General features: G+C 34.9%; 17 protein-coding genes. 1 reads left to right on the top strand and 16 read right to left on the bottom strand.

Annotated features, from left to right (window positions below):
* Window position 1: 1 nt before the first annotated feature.
* The 16 genes from traK to EG339_RS12100 form a co-directional block, all read right to left on the bottom strand.
* The gene (gene traK, locus EG339_RS12175) at window positions 2-616 is read right to left on the bottom strand and encodes a conjugative transposon protein TraK (protein WP_002981126.1); all 615 of its coding nucleotides are present in this window, start codon (window positions 614-616) and stop codon (window positions 2-4) included.
* A gap of 21 nt (window positions 617-637) precedes the next feature.
* Window positions 638-1873 carry a membrane protein gene (locus EG339_RS12170; RefSeq protein ID WP_029296699.1) on the bottom strand — a complete coding sequence of 412 codons (1236 nt, stop codon included), beginning with the start codon at window positions 1871-1873 and terminating at the stop codon, window positions 638-640.
* A gap of 1 nt (window position 1874) precedes the next feature.
* Window positions 1875-2702, bottom strand: coding sequence for a hypothetical protein (locus EG339_RS12165; protein ID WP_027374951.1), 828 nt, complete (start codon window positions 2700-2702; stop codon window positions 1875-1877).
* Between the two features lie 4 nt (window positions 2703-2706).
* Window positions 2707-3372 carry a hypothetical protein gene (locus tag EG339_RS12160; protein ID WP_002981129.1) on the bottom strand — a complete coding sequence of 222 codons (666 nt, stop codon included), beginning with the start codon at window positions 3370-3372 and terminating at the stop codon, window positions 2707-2709.
* A 1-nt stretch (window position 3373) separates the two neighbouring features.
* A complete protein-coding gene (locus EG339_RS12155) occupies window positions 3374-4054 on the bottom strand; it encodes a hypothetical protein (protein ID WP_002981130.1) in 681 nt (226 codons plus the stop codon).
* 10 nt (window positions 4055-4064) lie between these two features.
* Window positions 4065-4718, bottom strand: a complete 654-nt coding sequence (locus EG339_RS12150; protein ID WP_002981132.1) for a hypothetical protein — start codon at window positions 4716-4718, stop codon at window positions 4065-4067.
* Complete coding sequence (locus tag EG339_RS12145) at window positions 4705-7776, bottom strand: TraG family conjugative transposon ATPase (protein ID WP_002981134.1); 3072 nt, start codon at window positions 7774-7776, stop codon at window positions 4705-4707. Before EG339_RS12145 ends, EG339_RS12150 begins: the two co-directional genes overlap by 14 nt.
* Window positions 7748-8062 (bottom strand): DUF4133 domain-containing protein, encoded by a 315-nt coding sequence (locus tag EG339_RS12140; protein ID WP_002981136.1) that lies wholly within the window; start codon window positions 8060-8062, stop codon window positions 7748-7750. The genes EG339_RS12145 and EG339_RS12140 overlap by 29 nt, the downstream gene beginning before the upstream one ends.
* A gap of 1 nt (window position 8063) precedes the next feature.
* Window positions 8064-8384: a DUF4134 domain-containing protein gene (locus EG339_RS12135; protein WP_027374949.1), complete on the bottom strand. Its 321-nt coding sequence runs from the start codon at window positions 8382-8384 to the stop codon at window positions 8064-8066.
* A gap of 119 nt (window positions 8385-8503) precedes the next feature.
* Window positions 8504-9052 (bottom strand): hypothetical protein, encoded by a 549-nt coding sequence (locus EG339_RS12130; protein WP_123870308.1) that lies wholly within the window; start codon window positions 9050-9052, stop codon window positions 8504-8506.
* Between the two features lie 27 nt (window positions 9053-9079).
* The gene (locus tag EG339_RS12125; protein WP_002981143.1) at window positions 9080-9730 is read right to left on the bottom strand and encodes a ParA family protein; all 651 of its coding nucleotides are present in this window, start codon (window positions 9728-9730) and stop codon (window positions 9080-9082) included.
* Between the two features lie 39 nt (window positions 9731-9769).
* Window positions 9770-11227, bottom strand: a complete 1458-nt coding sequence (locus tag EG339_RS12120) for a relaxase/mobilization nuclease domain-containing protein (RefSeq protein WP_002981144.1) — start codon at window positions 11225-11227, stop codon at window positions 9770-9772.
* A complete protein-coding gene (locus EG339_RS24520) occupies window positions 11224-11448 on the bottom strand; it encodes a hypothetical protein (RefSeq protein WP_228370545.1) in 225 nt (74 codons plus the stop codon). The genes EG339_RS12120 and EG339_RS24520 overlap by 4 nt, the downstream gene beginning before the upstream one ends.
* A gap of 170 nt (window positions 11449-11618) precedes the next feature.
* Window positions 11619-11942, bottom strand: coding sequence for a bacteriophage spanin2 family protein (locus tag EG339_RS12110; RefSeq protein ID WP_002981146.1), 324 nt, complete (start codon window positions 11940-11942; stop codon window positions 11619-11621).
* A 38-nt stretch (window positions 11943-11980) separates the two neighbouring features.
* Window positions 11981-13072 carry a hypothetical protein gene (locus tag EG339_RS12105; RefSeq protein WP_228370546.1) on the bottom strand — a complete coding sequence of 364 codons (1092 nt, stop codon included), beginning with the start codon at window positions 13070-13072 and terminating at the stop codon, window positions 11981-11983.
* Between the two features lie 84 nt (window positions 13073-13156).
* On the bottom strand, window positions 13157-13948 hold the full coding sequence (locus EG339_RS12100) for a hypothetical protein (protein ID WP_002981148.1): 792 nt from the start codon (window positions 13946-13948) through the stop codon (window positions 13157-13159).
* 1385 nt (window positions 13949-15333) lie between these two features.
* On the opposite strand from EG339_RS12100, the gene EG339_RS12095 reads away from it, so the two are divergent.
* Window positions 15334-16425 carry a hypothetical protein gene (locus tag EG339_RS12095; protein ID WP_123870307.1) on the top strand — a complete coding sequence of 364 codons (1092 nt, stop codon included), beginning with the start codon at window positions 15334-15336 and terminating at the stop codon, window positions 16423-16425.
* Window positions 16426-16486: the final 61 nt, after the last annotated feature.

Here is a 16486-nt window from a genome sequence, read left to right as displayed (position 1 = left end):
TTTAATAAGAGTTTTTATTTTGGTTAGAGAGTTCTTCGTTATTGATGATCCGCCAGTTTTTAAGAAGAACACCGTGCGGATTGTTGGGACTTCGTATAATGTCATCAAAGAAACCTTCAGTAAATAATTTTCGGGTAATGACAGAAGATTTTCTGGTGATCATCTGTTTTCCGAAATACTGGAATTTCTTGTTTTCCATATTCAGAGTAATAGAATCAGTATGAATGCTGACCATTGAGCTGGAAGCAACGATCTGATTGTAAAATCCCTTTTCCCTTAGATTGGTGTATTCTTTTTTTCCACTATCATCAATGAGGTATAATGATTTTTGGATATTTTCCTTGATATAGGAGTCGTCAGGAGCCAGCGTAAAAAATAATCTGTGGAATAATTCGATTTGGGCTTTATATTCCACAGGTCTGTTCAGAAGCACATCGGTCTGCTTGGCAAGTACCGGAACTCCGTTATCAAGAATATAAATTGACTTTCTTGAATCCTGAATCATTTTGTAGGCAAATAAAAACCCTGCAATAATGATAAAGACAGCAAATACAATCGCTCCCAATGAAACCACCTTGTTGATCTTAATTCTTTGTTCTATATTTTTTATAAGCATTCTCGAATTTTTTTAGTCTGATTACTTTTTATTTTTCATTGCATCATTTACCCTCCCTGATGCAGAAGCAGCCGCCGCAGACTTCACTGCGGATGCTCCGCCTGTCTTGACCGCCAAAACCGCTGTTTTTGCACCGCTTGCAATTCTGCCTGCTGCACTTTTCATTTTGGTCATCGCCCCTGCTCCACCTGCAGTAACAATTGTGTCGGCAATGGTTGGGGTCATCAGAACTCCAATGCCTGTGACGATATAAGCCACACAGGTAAAGAGTTGATTGTAGATCATTCCGGAATTTGACACGTAAACCATTAAAGCATCCAAATTGGTAATAATTCCATTGGTTAAAAGCGTATCATATCGTTCAATCTCCATTGTATAGCCTGATGCGATCAGCTGTTGTCCAATATTGATAATAGTATAGGCAACAAAAGTGTACAGGTTGATATTGATGAATTTTGAAACCCAACTGTATAAAGAATTTTCAAATCCGGGAATCATTGACATTCCCACTGCAATAGGGCCAAGAATTATTAATATATATGCCCATATTTTTTGGATAAAGAAGATGAGATAAACACAAATTCTTAGTATGGATAAACATATAAACTCAATGACTTCTGCCACTAATTTTTGTAATTGAAACTCCATTCGGATCTGCCATTCCTTGATAGGTTGCAACAGTTTATCAATGCCTTCGCTGATATCATACCACGAATCGTCCACATCCTCGCTGGTATTATTGATTACTTCCTGCTTGGCATCCTCTTCAGCATTTAACCTGATGACTGCATCCAACAATTGCTGTTGTTTTTTGAACCTTTCAATTCTCAAATCGTTTACCTCAGATTCGATGTCACTAAAGATGGCTATCCCCGGTTCTGCAATGGCTTCAAAAGGTGCCTGAATTAGATTGACAAATCCAGTCCAGTAAATCAGTGTGAATCCAATTAAAATAGGTTTTAGCATTGGTACAATTTCCCATTCGCGATCTCCGGCTGCCATCTGCCATCCCATATATCCTAGATACATCAATGCTCCCAATCCGCCTATAGCCCGTCCTACCAAAGCTGAACCTTCCGCACTATCCTGTACACTGTTGTCCAATTTAGTAAACACCTCCATAAACCATTTTTCAAAAGCACCGTCGCCTTTTAAAAACTGCAACAGATTGCTGTAATCACTATCGGTCTGGGCAAAGCCCATTATTGGTAATCCTATTGCAAAGAGGCAAAAAAAGTATGTCAATTTTCTATTCATATTAGTATCTGTGTTTGTATTGCTGCATCACATTTTGAACAATCTGTCTATCTGAAGCAGGTGCCCATTGCGTCGGTAAAGCTGTGGGTAAATGGCTATTCAGTATATTTTTGTAATCCAGAAGCAAAGTCGTTTTGTTATTATGCTTTCTTAATTCCTGAACAAATTTTCTCCATTTCATAAGCGTTTCGTGATACATTACAAAGCGTTTTCCTCTTGGCATATCCATTGAGCGGGACATAGAATACTTATCTTTAATGAGATCAAGTTCTTCCTGCAGTCTTTTCAATGTACCAGTCGTATTGAGTGTTTCATAAGTCTGCTGATCTTTCAGTCTCCATTCAATAAAATTCTGTGGTGTGTCTGGAAACTCTGTGATGGGTTTCAGCATTCGCTTGTAGTATAAAAGCCAGAGCGGGTCTGCATCGACCGTAGCAGAAGTCCAATGGGCAAGATCCTGAACACTTCTCTTATAAATTGTATCGGAAGCAGCTTTGATCTTCTTCGCTTCTTCTTCCTGAAATTTCAGTTGAGCAAATCGTATATTCTGTTCTCCGGTTGGTTTCAGAGGTCTTATATCATCACCATCTTTATAATCCCTGTTAATTTTAGGAGCCCACATTCCCCAAACTGTTGCATAAGCAAAATTGGTTTGAATACCCAGAAAATATTTAGGATAAGGACGCCAATCACCCCAGCTTTCAAAAGTCATCCTTTTATGCTGCGCAACAATTGCAGGGTCATTCAATCTTTTCACACTTTGTCCAAAGCCATTTACCGCAACTAGTAGTAAGAGAAAAAGTTTTCCTTTTTTAAGTAGATTTTCCATAGTTTTAGTTGAATAGGTGTTTGTATTTTTGAATAATATCACCGACAATCGCCTTATCGACATTGAGGTAATTTCTTAGTACAGGGACTTGGAACAGATATGGGATTTTCTTGGCATTCTCTAATCGTAAAATGATATAAAGGATATTCCCATTGATATTTCTTACCCTTGTAAAAACTTTCTCAATCAGCATTTCTCTGTCCATTGCATCCATCAGGAAATCTTTGTCTTCGTTCAAGACATCTTGGGTAACTTCCTGTTGGAGTTTAATAACCTGTTTACCAATTTCAGTATAGTACTTTGAAACCAGAACTGCATATTCAGGATGTTGTGCCGACAGATCCAGCATCTTGTTGGAATTGGTAGCAATCTTTCCTAAATACTGATACAGATAGATTAATTTCTTGCTTTGTGTAAGCGCTGAATTGACATTTTTAAGCTGCTGATAGATGTATTCCTGAATCGCAATAATTTGAGTTGTCTTGTTGTTGATTTCGTCATACAGCTCCTTTTGTTTTTCATAGGAATCCAAAAAAGCCTGCTCACTTGCCAGTCGAACACCGTGATTAAGCGTGATTTGTGATAACAGTTTATCATTGATAACAATCTGCTGGCTTTTTACTAAAATACTAGATAACGCAACGACTCCAAGTATTAATATTTTTTTCATTTTAAAAAGATTTGATGTTATTCATTATACTTTCCACAACTTGTTTATCTCTGTTGACATAGTACTGGAATGCTCTTTTGTTACGTAAGACCTTTGCTTTGATGTCCCTTATCTTTAAAAGCATATGGGTAGAGTTTCTACTTATTGCTTTGACTTCATCCAATGCATAATCCAGCAAAATTTTTCGTTCCGATTTTTCCATTTGGTTGATTGCCCCATAAGACAGGATGATTCCTGTAATTAATCGAGTGACCATTTGGAGGTCATCCACAAACTGTACTTGCGATGGCAGAACAGTTATGATTGAATATGGTGCAGTAATGATTTCATTAATAATAGTGGTCTGATTATCCGTAATCTTCGTTATCTCTCTGCTCATAGCGATTCCTGTTGGTATTGCCTGAACAGCAAATGATACAATTCGTAACCTGTCCTGTACTTTGGTAATCTTATCCTTGAAATCTTTCCATTGTGATTGATTAACTGTTTCCACAGTGGCATTTGCAGTCTGCTTCTGTCTCATTTCTTTTTGTCGGTCGTGTTCTTTCATCGCTGCATTGATCTCCAGATCCATCATTGGAAAAGAAACATTTTCCTGTTGCCACGCAGGTGTAGAACCACCGCTTGAAGAAGTGATTAAGATGTAAATAGGAATGGTCAGCATTAGAAAAATCTTTTTCATTTTTTGACTTTTAAAAATTTCTCTTGTACTTATTCATTATGTTCTCCACAATGCCTTTATCGGTATTGATGTATCCAGCAAAAGGATTGATGGAATTCCAAAATCCCAATCGATTGGCTTTTTCCAGTCTTAGCTTTATTGCCAAAAGCCATAGTTTCAGATTTTTTACATTTCCTGAGATATTATGCAGGATTTTATATCGATCTCCTGCAGTAGCCAGATTCAGTTCTCCAGATGCCAGAATATCCGTAATATCGGTGACTATTTTCAGACTTTGCTCATAGGTTTTTTGTGAAGCTTTGGTACCGAATATGGCATATTGCGGATGCTGCGAAGCCAATTGGACAACCTGAGCAGAATAATCGTAGCATTTGTTCAACTCAGTGTAGATCTGTTGTACCTGAATACCGTTTTGTAGTGTTCCGGAAACTTCTTTCAAACCTTTTAATATTTTATTCTGAATATCATTGGCGGCTACCATTTGGGTTCCGACCCAGGTTTGTGCATCCTTTAATTTTGATGTTTCTTCGATAACCTCGTTCTGCTTGGCTTTCAGATTTTCTGAATACAGAATCATTGCAGCCGTTACCGTAGGATCGATGTAGGTATTCTGTGCAAATAAAAAACTACTGAATCCTAGAAATAGGAGACTAAACTTTTTCATACAGATAATTTTTATTGATTAATTCTGAAAAACTGATTTGATGATCTTCAAGCTCCTGTGAAATGACCTTGAAAACATTTTTGCCTTTGTTCTCATTTTTCATCCTGTTGTAATAGGAAACAATCTTTTGGTCTAGAGGATTCTGATACAGATTGACCAGTGAAACAAGATTTTCAAGGTTGTCTCCAAAAATTTTTAAATCAAATACAATTTTAATAAGGGCTTCATCATAGCTTCCGTACTTCTGCACATAATACTCTACTGCTGACTTTTCAGGCTTCTCTGTTGTATAGGTAAGGTACTGCTCTATTGAAACTTCATTACCGTAAACTTCTCCTTTGGAACCACGTTTCAGATAAAATTCTTTGAATCTGCTACGTCCGAATTTGTTGTTAAGGTTGTTAATTGTGAATATCTTGTTCTGCTCCACCTTATTTAATGAAAGCAAAGCTGCAATACGGTCAAAGTTGTCCTTGAACTTGGTCTGATCAAGAAGAATAAATGTATCCGAATTGTTGATGATACTGTCTTTTACAACAGCATTGCCAATAATGTCATCCAACTCCTGTGTTACCACCACCGCTTCTCCCCAAAATTTTCTTACTGTTTTATAGAGATACAAAATATATCCACCCATCAGTTTACTTGCAATGGCTTTCCACGCTTCTTCAATGATCAGAGCTTTTCTGCGGTCTTTTCTGAGTCTCATTTTTTGGATGAACGTGTCCATTATGATGAGTGTCACGATTGGAAAAAGCTTGGGATTATCCTTAACATTATCAATCTCGAAAACGATAAATGACTCATCAAATAAAGTATTATCTGCATTTTCATTGAGCGTTGTTCCATAACGTCCACCTTTGTAAAAATCCCTCAGAACGAATAGAAAAGTTCTCAGGTTAAATTCTCTTTCTGTGATGCTGTGTTTCTTATTATTCAGATAAAGAGGAAGAAATTTGTCGCAATAGTCATAGAAACCATTAAAGGAAAGTTCTTTTGCATCCAACTTCTCTTCAAGTTCTTTGATTTTTATGATAATGGCTTTCCTAAATGATTCATCCCAGTTTTCTTCCGTTTTGTCCTTTTTGATGATTTCATTGGATCTGATAAGAATCAATTGGGTTTCATTGTAAATTCTTCTTCTCTCTTCATCACCCAGCGTTTCATAAGCTTCATAAACTGTATAAAATTTTTCATTGTCATAATCAGGATTATTGATGTTCTTGTCAGGATGATAGAATTTTAATAGTCTTCTTCCTGCATCCTTGATCTCTTCAGTACTTGCATTGAAGGCAATTCCTAAAACATCGTAGTATGTCCGCCGTTCATTAACATTACTCTCATACTGAGCGTAAATATCTTCTTCGTGAATGTTGTATTTATTCAAATAAAGAATTAACTCTTCTGAAGTTTTATTCTCATACCATTCACTTCCCGAATTAAAATATTGATGATAATAGGACATCAGCACATTGTCCAATATTGATTTCTGGGCAGATGACATTGACGCATCCGGACCTTGCCAGATAAGGAAGATCAGATTGGTCAAAAATTCTATTTTCTCAATATTGAATTCTTTCTTATCCATCAGAAAAGGATTCATTGTGATCGGCTTTTCTTCAGTGTACTGAATGTATCTCCCACCTTTGTATTTGCAGGTTCCTGAATAAGAATCTCCGGTATCGACGATGACGACATCATAATTATAGGTAAGGTACTGCTCAATTATATTATTCATTAAGAAACTCTTTCCTGAACCACTTGGTCCTAAAACAAATTTGTTTCGATTGTTAATTCTGCCAATTTTCATCGGTACGTCAGCAGGATCAACTTTTAATGGAACTCCTTGTCTGTCTGTAAACCTCAAATAGAAATTGGATTCTTCATTCAGGGGGTAACTCTCTTTAAAAAAAAAACACAAGGCCGCTTCGCTTGTCGTCATAAAAAGATCGTATTCCCTGAGCTCTGTGGCATTCCCTGGAATGGCAGACCGGAAGAGTTCCAGTTGATTGTAGGCATTCTTGGAAACGATGATCCCTTTCGTGAATAGCTTATTTTCAATCAGGGATTGTGTTCCCTCCATTTTTTCCAATGTGTCTGTTGAAAATAGTAGGGAAAAATGCGCATTGACAACCAATTGCCCATCGATAGCGATGTTATGCAGAAGAGTTTGTATTTCTTCCGCTATAATGGCATTGGAAGGAGAATTATTGGCTGCACCTTCGTGCTTTTTCTTTTTCTTGTCGAGTTCTCTCTGTTGTTGTGCCTGAAGAGGAATCGTAATTACCTGATTGTAAATGATGGTTTCGTAATCCTCCAAATCATTGATGAATGTGAAATTATCAACAGCCGTTTCTGCAGCTGCGCCATTTCCACCAAGTATGGAATAAGGCTCTATCTCAGAAGGCAGATCAATGTTTTCAACATCGACATATGAAATATTCTTAACGAACTTATTTCCTATCTGCAGATATTCATTGGTTGATTTAATATTATCAAAAGTGGGAACATCTGAAAACTGCATCGACAATACGCCGGATATATAATGTTCAAACTCCTTTTCAAATAAAAATTCTGGTTCGCAATCGCTTTGCTTCAAAAGCATAAATACCTTTTGACATTTATCACGAAGCTCTTTATAACTCTTGTCAGAGAAATGGTAGTGCTTCATTTTCTTTTTCAGCTTATCATCGACAATATCTGTGAAGAAAAGTATGGTTTCAATAGTTTTGAAAAGCCTCCCCTCAAAATGCTCCGAATACTTCTGTTGCAGAAATTGATTGGATTGTTCGGCTGTATATCTCTTTTTTGAAAAAATATCAAGCTTTTGTACGATTCTACTCTCTCCTATAATAGATACAACCTGATTTAAAACCGTGTGGAAATTCAGATAATTGTCAGGATCTGCCGAATATTGCTCAACAGGATTTTTTATTTTGATTCCGATGATAGGATTTCCGTACTGCCCAAATAAAACATCAAAGTCCCATCCGAAATCTTTTCCAATATCAAAACCGATAAAAGGAATATCAAATGCTTGTTTCTTTATTTTGGACATAACCTAAAAGTGTTTTATTGTTTATTTTTTTGGGGAAAATCAAAACTTGATCGAAGTTTTTGGTCTTAGCGTACAGACCATATTTATCCTGTCTTTTGAAGATGAAATAGACGCCTCCTCCTGTACCTGCGAGTCCTAAAAGAGAACCCAGCAATCCGAATTTGGATAATATGAGTGCTGCGATGACACCGACTCCAATGACTCCTACTGCATAAAAGATGTATTTGCCTTTAAGCCCGAAGAATACAAGGGGTTTTTTAAGCCCCTTGTAGAGATAGAACCCCATATTAAGCAAAGAATGCTGTTACGAATTCCGGAACTACCAATAAGAAGATCATAGCACCTCCGTAGCCCAAGATCTCTTTGTTGACATCCTGATCGCCATTTGTCCATTTGTTGTACACTCTCAGACCTCCGATGAAACCGACCAATCCTCCGACAGCTTTGAGGATAAGCTTGATCGGATCCCAATAATCTTTGATGTCATTGGCTGCATTGGAAATTGCTGTTGCACCACCCTGTGCAAATGCTGGGGTTACAGCAAGGAGGATTACACAAGCAGTCAATAACTTTTTAAACAGCTTGTAATGTTTCGATTTGTAGTTCATAATGATTAAGGATTTATGTTTAGAATTGTGTTTATTTAGCTTAGAATTATGCATAAGGGGTGTGCTATCCGCCTTTTATAGGCGGATCATTTTAGTAGTGAAAAGTTTTGATTAACCTCTTAGATCATTGATTGATAGACCTTATGTCCATCTTGGTTTAGAATAACCTGAACGCTTGTTTCGGCGAGATTTAGAAAGTCTTTAAACTGTTTATGTAAGGCGTCGAGGTTTGGGGATGGAATCTCTTTTTTTTCTTGCTCTTGAATAATGTTTTCCTGTTGGGAATCAAGTGAAACAGTTTCCTTTTGTTCTTTTTCATTTGGCTTTTCTTGTATTTCGGGAACGTTATAAAAATCATCAATATTCTGCTCAGACTCAAACTTCTTTCGAAAGTGATCAAGGTCACGGCTTTCATCTTGTTGCTCTTCCTGATTAGCCCGAAATAGCTCTTTCTTGTTAAAAGAATTAGGAGTATTGATATTTTCTACATCATCGATCTCTATTCTTTGTACTTCGTTTTTGTTCTCTTCTGAAAATTCCGTTAAAGAATACTCTTCAGTTTCATCCGTTTTTTTTGAACTGTCTTTTTTCAAAAAAAGATCATACAATACATTCCCTACATAATAAAGCAGATAAATGGCTATGATAGAGGTAATTATTTTAATCATATTTTGTAATGAGTTTATAGTGATCCGTTATAATGTAATTTCAAGGCATTTGTTAATGTGGTCAATTAATTCGTTGAATGATTTCTCCACAGCATATCTCTGATGATTCGTTAATTTTCTGGTATCAAGAATTTGTAGACAATTTCTTTTGAATACAGGATTCTTCAATAGCAGTCCATACCTGCTGATTTCGGCGTCCATTCCTTCTTGATTCTGGTATACATAGCCTTTATCAAATCGTGAGCGAATGAATACCCTTTCTGCCTGACTTTCCAACAATCCCAAAAAATTAATGAAGACCAAAGTTGATTTTGCTGAGACATTTGAATATTCAAAGGGAATGACAATAAAATCACTGTAAATAAGAAGGTCGCTGTACTTTACATCCAATGTTCCTGCAAGGTCGAATATGTTTATCTCTTCACTTTCTTTCAATGCTATCAAACTATCAAAATCCGTGAAGGGTTCTTCATTCTCTTCATCAATGATTTCAACATCATATATTTTTGGAATTTCCAGCAATTCATCTTCTTTCCATTTGTGGTAAAACGATTTTTGAAAATCGAAATCGAAGACCTTGATCATTCTTTTAGAATGAGCAGAAACATAATTGGCAAAAGCAATTGCAAGCGTTGTTTTACCTGTTCCTCCTTTCTGCGTTGCAAATGTGATTATCATAATTTTACATTGATTACAGGTTCTTGAAAGCCAGTCATTTCAGCGACCTTTCTTTTTCCTCCTCTTCTTCAATTCATTTTCTGCCGGGTCTTTAGAATTGGCTGAGCTTCTCATCAGTTCAAAAAACATCTCATTGACTGCTTTTTTCAATTCATTTCCTTCTTTATTTTCCTTGGTACTTTCTAATTGAGGATTTAGGAATTCCTGGTATTGCTTTTCTCCAATCATCGGTTTCAATTCTCCGATGTAGTGAAGTCTCGAATAAATGACGTAATATTTTCCTTCCTCCGACTTAATTATATTAACATCTTTATTATTTTGGATTTTCACGTATTCTTTTACATCGTTTCTGATAGCTGTGAATGTGTCCTTATTTTTCAGCTTTTTATTCTCAAAAAGCATAAAGTATTGTATTTCATTTTTTGGGTTTCTATCTTTCAAAAACCTTTGCAGTACTGCTTTAGTTTCATCATTTGGAATATTGTAATCCTTGAGACTTTCAAACAGTTTCTTGTCCATTTTCGCCGAAGTGAATTCAAACAACTCATTCATTTTCATTAGTTCGCTTCCTTTACAAACTGCGCCTGTTTTATGATCAATTACAGTATAGCCAAAAGGTTGAAATTCATCTTTATGGTGGAAAACCAAGTCAATCCCAAAAACATCTCTTAGCTTCTTCTGAAGTTCACTTTCAAATTCAATTTTCGGTGTCCAATCAGCTTTTTGCTTTTCTTCAGGAAGCATCGCTTCCTGCTTTCTAAAATCCTCAACTTTGAAAACCTTGTTGGAATAAATCTCTTTATACTTGGAAAAAATGGCTTTCAGTTGTTTTGTTCTTCTTTCATTCTTTCTATTATCATAAACAATCTGGTCTCCTGATAATGTTCGCTGGATTACTCCGTTTTTTAAAATGGTCAAAGATTTCGCATCATTTGTGTTTTTGCCCAGTTTATAGCCATTTCTGTTAAGTAAAGTTTCAAACTGATGGAGGGAACTCATTTTGTAGTTCAACAGTTTGTTCAATACTTCCTCCGGTTTGATTCCGTAAAGTTTTTCGAGAGTATTAGCTAAAGCTTTTTGAGCTTTTAACTTTTCGTAACTGTCATTAATCTTCTTTCCAGTCTGTTTATCTACTCGAGTCGTAACAATATGAATGTGATTGTTCTCTGTGTCATTATGGAAAGCCACAATAAATGGTTGCTTTCCATATCCCAATTCATCCATAAAGTCATCAGCAATTTTTGTAAGTTCTTCTTTGGAATGCTCCCTGAACTTGGTTGAAATTGTTGCGTGAAATTGAGGCTTAATTACTCTTTTATTTCCAGCCGAAATAGCTTTTAAATAATCTCTTACCTGTTGCTTATTGCTATGTTCATTAATGAAGGACGGAAAGTTTTTCATCATCATCAACTCCCCTTTTCCTTTGTCTATTTTTTTATCATTGTAATTAACTCCTGGAAAGTCGGATCCTGCTGGATTCATTATCTTAACAATCATTTAGATAGCAAAGAATAAATGTTTTCAAATATTTTGTTCTGCTCTTTTTTTAGAATTATTACTTCTGAAAGCTTTTCAGAAAAAACTTTTAAATCCTCAGAACTAATGAATTTTTGGGCATTTACAATCTTGGCAACTTGATTGATATTGGTTTCGATCTTTACAAAAACATTATCTTGTTTTTCAATGAATTCCAGAACTTTTCTTCTTTCATCTTCCAAAATTCTGTTTTCGACAGAATTGATGATTAAACTTGTAAGAGAAATATTTCTTGTGTCGCATATTTTTTTCCACTTTTCTTTTTTCTGATTACTGATTCTAAAAATGATAGTCTTATTCTCGGTTTCAATCGGACTCATTTGAAATAGTAAATAGTTTCATTCTGGTATATCTAAATTGGAATAAAAATTAGAGCAGCAATTGCTAAAGCGCCAACAAAAACAGAATTCAATACTTTCCATTTCTTCATTTGCCTAATGCCTGCTTTCTCAAGGCTAATCTGTTCTTTCTTAGCTGAAATTCCATAGATACAATCTTTATCAAATCCCGTTATTTTTAGATTAAGTACTTTTGCATTAAAATCTTGAACTTCATAGCTTCTGCCAACTTCTATTGAACTTTCAATTAATGGTTTCCCAGGATTAGCTACTATGGTTTTGCAGGAGGTCAATGAAATACATAATAACAGAATTAAAAATATTTGGTAATTTTTCATCACTCTATTTTTTTAAGTTCAATTAAATTTGCAATGCATTAAAGTGCTTCCCAGTTTGCCACACCATTTACACTCTTTAGAACATACGTTCCTACAGGTGGTGGTTGAGGAATTAATTCAGTAGCAAAACCAAATGATCCATCAGATTTAGCCACCACTCTTTTCGTATATGAAGAATCGTTATCTGCATTTGGCATTTGTGAAGGAGTGACACTTAATTTTCCATTGATATTGAGCCATCTTTCAGAAAAATCCCCCGAAATCAACGCGAATTTGTAATCAGTATAATTATTTGTGATACTATCCCAGAAGTTGGTTGAACTTGTTGTAACGGGGGTTGAATGTATAGCTAATTTATTGCTGACGCTTCTATTTCCAGAAGCTGGACTACCTGCTCCAACACCAATAAATACATTGTTTGAACCTGTTCGGTTTCCTGTACCTGACAAATATCCTATCGATATATTATCATTTCCGGAAGTGATGTATGACATTGCTCCTGCTCCGATTCCAATATTTCTGTTTCCTGAAATTATTCCGTTTGCAATTCCATTTAGTGCTGATACACCTGCTCCATAGTTTAACTTACCGGTTATTTCTCCCTGAGACATTGCGTAAAAACTAGCAGAATTTCCTTTTCCTGAAGTGATCTTCGAATCTGTTGCAACGATGGAATTATACTCGCCTGTAATTTGACTTCGGGAATTTCCAAGTGTATAATTTTCCTTACTATCAAAATCAAGATGGAGATTACTTTTGACAACGAGTTCGACAGTTGAGGAGTTTCCTCTGAGAGCAACGTTATTTAGAGGGTCTTCCTGAATAAAAGGTATCCACGCACTACCATCAAAATAATATAAACCTGATTTTGTAATATGAATGACTTGGCCAACTAAATTTGTAGCAGGTAATGTGACAAAGACTATTGTTCCCTTTTTCGCAGTTGAATAAGTTTTTGTTGCCAGTTGCTCTCCCGTGATACGTGGTGGAATAATTCCATCATAATGATTAGTATCATTGGGTTTGCCTACAACTTCTAATGTTGCTTCTGGTGTTTGGGTATTGATTCCGACTTGAGCGTGAACCGCTATACCAAAAAAGGACAAAAAAAGATAAATAAGTGTTTTCATTTTATTATTGTTTTTATTTAAATTCATTTGGTTATAGAATCGCTTTCTTTCATCACTTGTATCAGAATTTCAATTTTGAAAATTCTATTTTAGATATGGCTTCCTCCAGTTAGAATAACTTTGCACTTCTCCATATGTATAAAATGAGGGTGACATTGAACTTAAAGTGCTTTGCGGAATTTGAAAACCATAATTTTCAAGCAAGGCTGGAAAATATTGTGTTGAATTTTCTCGATGCAGTAGGGCGATTTGATACGGAACAAACCCTAAATCACTGCATATATCTCCAATGTTTATGAAAGTATTTCCTGTGATTGGTTCACTATCTAATCTGTATAACTGAAAACGGATATTGACAATACCATTAATTTTTTTAAAAGATATATTTCCATTTAATCCTCCAAAATTTTTTGTTCCTACAGAGTAAGATTTCGATGAAGTCAAATATGCGTTTGTATTACCCCACTGATTTCTCGGAGTTGACCAAGTTGATGTTGCAGTAAGACCTGCAGTACTGGTTGGGTCGAATGTCAGTAAAATGAAATATTCGATTGGATCTTTATCTTGTAAAAGTAGCTGCCAAAAACTTCCATCAAAACAGTATAATCCTGTTTCAACAACAGACTTAACCTGACCGACTAAATTGGTCGCAGGAGATGTCACAAAAACGATAGCACCCTTTTTACCTGAAGTATATACCTTAGCAGATAACTGGTCGCCTGTAATACGAGGAGGAATTACGCCATCATAATGATTAGAATCACTTGGTTTTCCTACAACATCCAAAGTAGCTTCTGGTAATTTGGTATTGATTCCGACTTGCCCTCGCATAGTTATCACAGTAAATAGCAGAAAAAAATAAAAAGGTATTCTCATTTCGTTTTTTGGTTAACATTTCTTCTGCAAAGTTGGGACATCAAAACCTTGAAAACAATAGTGTTAATGGGAGCTGGGCTAAATAAGATGAATTTGGATGATTCTGGAATCTCTGGAGATTAAAAAAGAATAATCTGGATTAATCTGGAATCTTAAACCTAATTTCACAGAAAACAAAAAAACAAGTTCCGCAGTTTTTTACCCTTTTTGAAGAAAAGGCAAGAGAGTCTTTGTGTATCAAACTTGAAAAGTTTGTATATACAAAGACACATCTTGCTGTATAAGGAATTTACTTTTTTCAGAGCTCCAAAAAACAAACTATTAGTCTAATTATCAACTTCTTGTACTAAAATTGCTTTTGAAATAAAAAAGATTAGAAAGAAACTATTTTGAGAATGTACAATTTCTGTACATTATTAATGAATTGTGGGTAATAATTTGTACACTTTTAAGAATTGAGTGTATAAAATTTAAACACCCCTTTTATTTGAGTGTGCAAATTTTATACAGGTAGCAAAATAAATAGAAGAACATTATAAGTACGCAAGAAATTAAATTACCTTTCGTAAACTTACTTGAAAGAAGAATAAAAAACGAAAATAGTCGGGAATTTTTCTTATCGAACAATAAAAATAAGCATCCTATAATTACTGTAACGCCTAATTATTGATTGTAAAAAGTTTAAAAATAAATTATTTTTAGATTTCACCGGTAATTCAAATTTAAAAAATTCGCAAATTTTTGCGTATATTTGGGTAGTAACCATACTCAAATTTATAATCATTATGAACTTAATAATTGTCGATAACAGCACTAAACAATTCGACTATTTTATGCACGCCTCTTTGGATATTCAAAACCACATTATTGCAAACATCTTAAAAATTAACAAAAAGAATAATACTTGTCTAACTGTAATTACAGAGACAGAAACAAATTATTATGAAGATCTAGGATATATTATTAATCAAGGACTTTATGATAATTTAGTCTTTGAGTACAACTCGAATTTGGTAGAGGGAGAAAAGGAATTGATTAGATGGATAAACAAATAAAAATATATGCATAAAACTACAGAAAACACATCCACAGTAATTGATTTAGTTAATAAGACTAGAATAATAAATACAGACTTAGGTTTGTATGTTGAACACTTTTTAAACGATGACTTTAATTACTCGGTTAGATTAAACAATAATTATGGAATAAAAATATCACGTACTTTGGTACAAGACGTTAGTGTAATGCCCAGCATTTTGTCTGAATCTGATGTAATCAAAATTTCTGAAAGCGCGTGGAAGCTCTGTTAATAACTTATTTAATGATAAGCAAACACAGAATATTTGACTTTTAGATTTTCATTTTAAAACTAATAACATCTTCTAATGAAAGCAGGCAATATTAAAGGAGCTTTACTAGAGTACATTGTTCGACAGCTATTGAAAAATTGTGGATTCACCAATGTGCAAGCCCAAGAATTTTTTTCTTTTGAAAGAGGAGGGCTATTTTTTATAAATGGCAAAGGAGCTGCACACGATGCCGATATCATAATGAATCCTCCAATTCAGATGCCCTTTGCCTATCCAACTCAATTACTCTTTGAGTGCAAAGCTTACGGATCAGTTACAAGTCTAACAATTGTAAGGAATGCTGCTGGCTTAAGAAATGATTTGAATGATTTTGAAATTGTAACAAGAGAAAGTATCTTAGAAAGGCAAAATAATAGAAGAGCTTCTTACGCAATAGATACCAGAACCCGTTTTTTGTATCAGGTAGGCGTTGCGTCAGTGAATGACTTTAGTAAACCTGCTGTAGAATTCGCATCAAATAACAAAATACCTTTGTTATCTCTAAGCTGGTTTTTAGGTCCACGTACAATAGATAATTTTAATGGAATTACTCAAAGGCTTATTGACAGTTTCAATCAAGATGATATTCAAAACTTGTATAACTTTTTAAAAGATAGAGATGGTGATTTATCGAATTTTAATTACCGACGAGCATATAACTTTTTGAGTGATGATAACATCATTGGGGATATTGTTACTTTTTCTAACACAGTTTTGAGATATTCTTATGTAGGATTATTGGAAACTGGTGATATGGTTTTTTTATTCTCACGAACGAGAACCGAAGACAACATTTTAAATAGGCAGAATAATTACGGAATCTTTTACACTTTAAAAGCAGAAATACATTGGACAGAAGATAATCCTAACATCTGGACACTAACTGTTTACAACCCACAAAATCGGACTCAATCGACAGATTTTGAATTTTATGTACCAAAACGAATCTTTAGCCACTGGAAATCCTTTAATCTAAACAAGTCAGTAGCACTTGGCATAAAACAGGATTTTTTCTCCAAGATTTTTGTATTTAATCAAAGAAACAATCCTGAAGCTCCTTTCACCATCATTAACATTGATAAAGAATGGTTGGAGCGTTCAAGACTACGGTTGGCTGAAGAAGAATAAAATAATTCCGCTTTAAAATTTAATGATGGTTTCATATAAACATCCACTAAAATTATTTATC

The organism is Chryseobacterium bernardetii (assembly GCF_003815975.1).
Taxonomy (GTDB): Bacteria; Bacteroidota; Bacteroidia; order Flavobacteriales; family Weeksellaceae; genus Chryseobacterium; species Chryseobacterium bernardetii.
The sequence above is the reverse complement of the archived record's forward strand: the minus strand, read 5'-3'. Positions and strand labels throughout refer to the sequence as shown.

Coding starts and splice junctions, on each gene's coding strand:
- traK (WP_002981126.1), bottom strand. CDS start 616: ATGCTTATAAAAAATATAGAACAAAGAATTAAGATCAACAAGGTGGTT.
- EG339_RS12170 (WP_029296699.1), bottom strand. CDS start 1,873: ATGAATAGAAAATTGACATACTTTTTTTGCCTCTTTGCAATAGGATTA.
- EG339_RS12165 (WP_027374951.1), bottom strand. CDS start 2,702: ATGGAAAATCTACTTAAAAAAGGAAAACTTTTTCTCTTACTACTAGTT.
- EG339_RS12160 (WP_002981129.1), bottom strand. CDS start 3,372: ATGAAAAAAATATTAATACTTGGAGTCGTTGCGTTATCTAGTATTTTA.
- EG339_RS12155 (WP_002981130.1), bottom strand. CDS start 4,054: ATGAAAAAGATTTTTCTAATGCTGACCATTCCTATTTACATCTTAATC.
- EG339_RS12150 (WP_002981132.1), bottom strand. CDS start 4,718: ATGAAAAAGTTTAGTCTCCTATTTCTAGGATTCAGTAGTTTTTTATTT.
- EG339_RS12145 (WP_002981134.1), bottom strand. CDS start 7,776: ATGTCCAAAATAAAGAAACAAGCATTTGATATTCCTTTTATCGGTTTT.
- EG339_RS12140 (WP_002981136.1), bottom strand. CDS start 8,062: ATGGGGTTCTATCTCTACAAGGGGCTTAAAAAACCCCTTGTATTCTTC.
- EG339_RS12135 (WP_027374949.1), bottom strand. CDS start 8,384: ATGAACTACAAATCGAAACATTACAAGCTGTTTAAAAAGTTATTGACT.
- EG339_RS12130 (WP_123870308.1), bottom strand. CDS start 9,052: ATGATTAAAATAATTACCTCTATCATAGCCATTTATCTGCTTTATTAT.
- EG339_RS12125 (WP_002981143.1), bottom strand. CDS start 9,730: ATGATAATCACATTTGCAACGCAGAAAGGAGGAACAGGTAAAACAACG.
- EG339_RS12120 (WP_002981144.1), bottom strand. CDS start 11,227: ATGATTGTTAAGATAATGAATCCAGCAGGATCCGACTTTCCAGGAGTT.
- EG339_RS12110 (WP_002981146.1), bottom strand. CDS start 11,942: ATGAAAAATTACCAAATATTTTTAATTCTGTTATTATGTATTTCATTG.
- EG339_RS12105 (WP_228370546.1), bottom strand. CDS start 13,072: ATGAAAACACTTATTTATCTTTTTTTGTCCTTTTTTGGTATAGCGGTT.
- EG339_RS12100 (WP_002981148.1), bottom strand. CDS start 13,948: ATGAGAATACCTTTTTATTTTTTTCTGCTATTTACTGTGATAACTATG.
- EG339_RS12095 (WP_123870307.1), top strand. CDS start 15,334: ATGAAAGCAGGCAATATTAAAGGAGCTTTACTAGAGTACATTGTTCGA.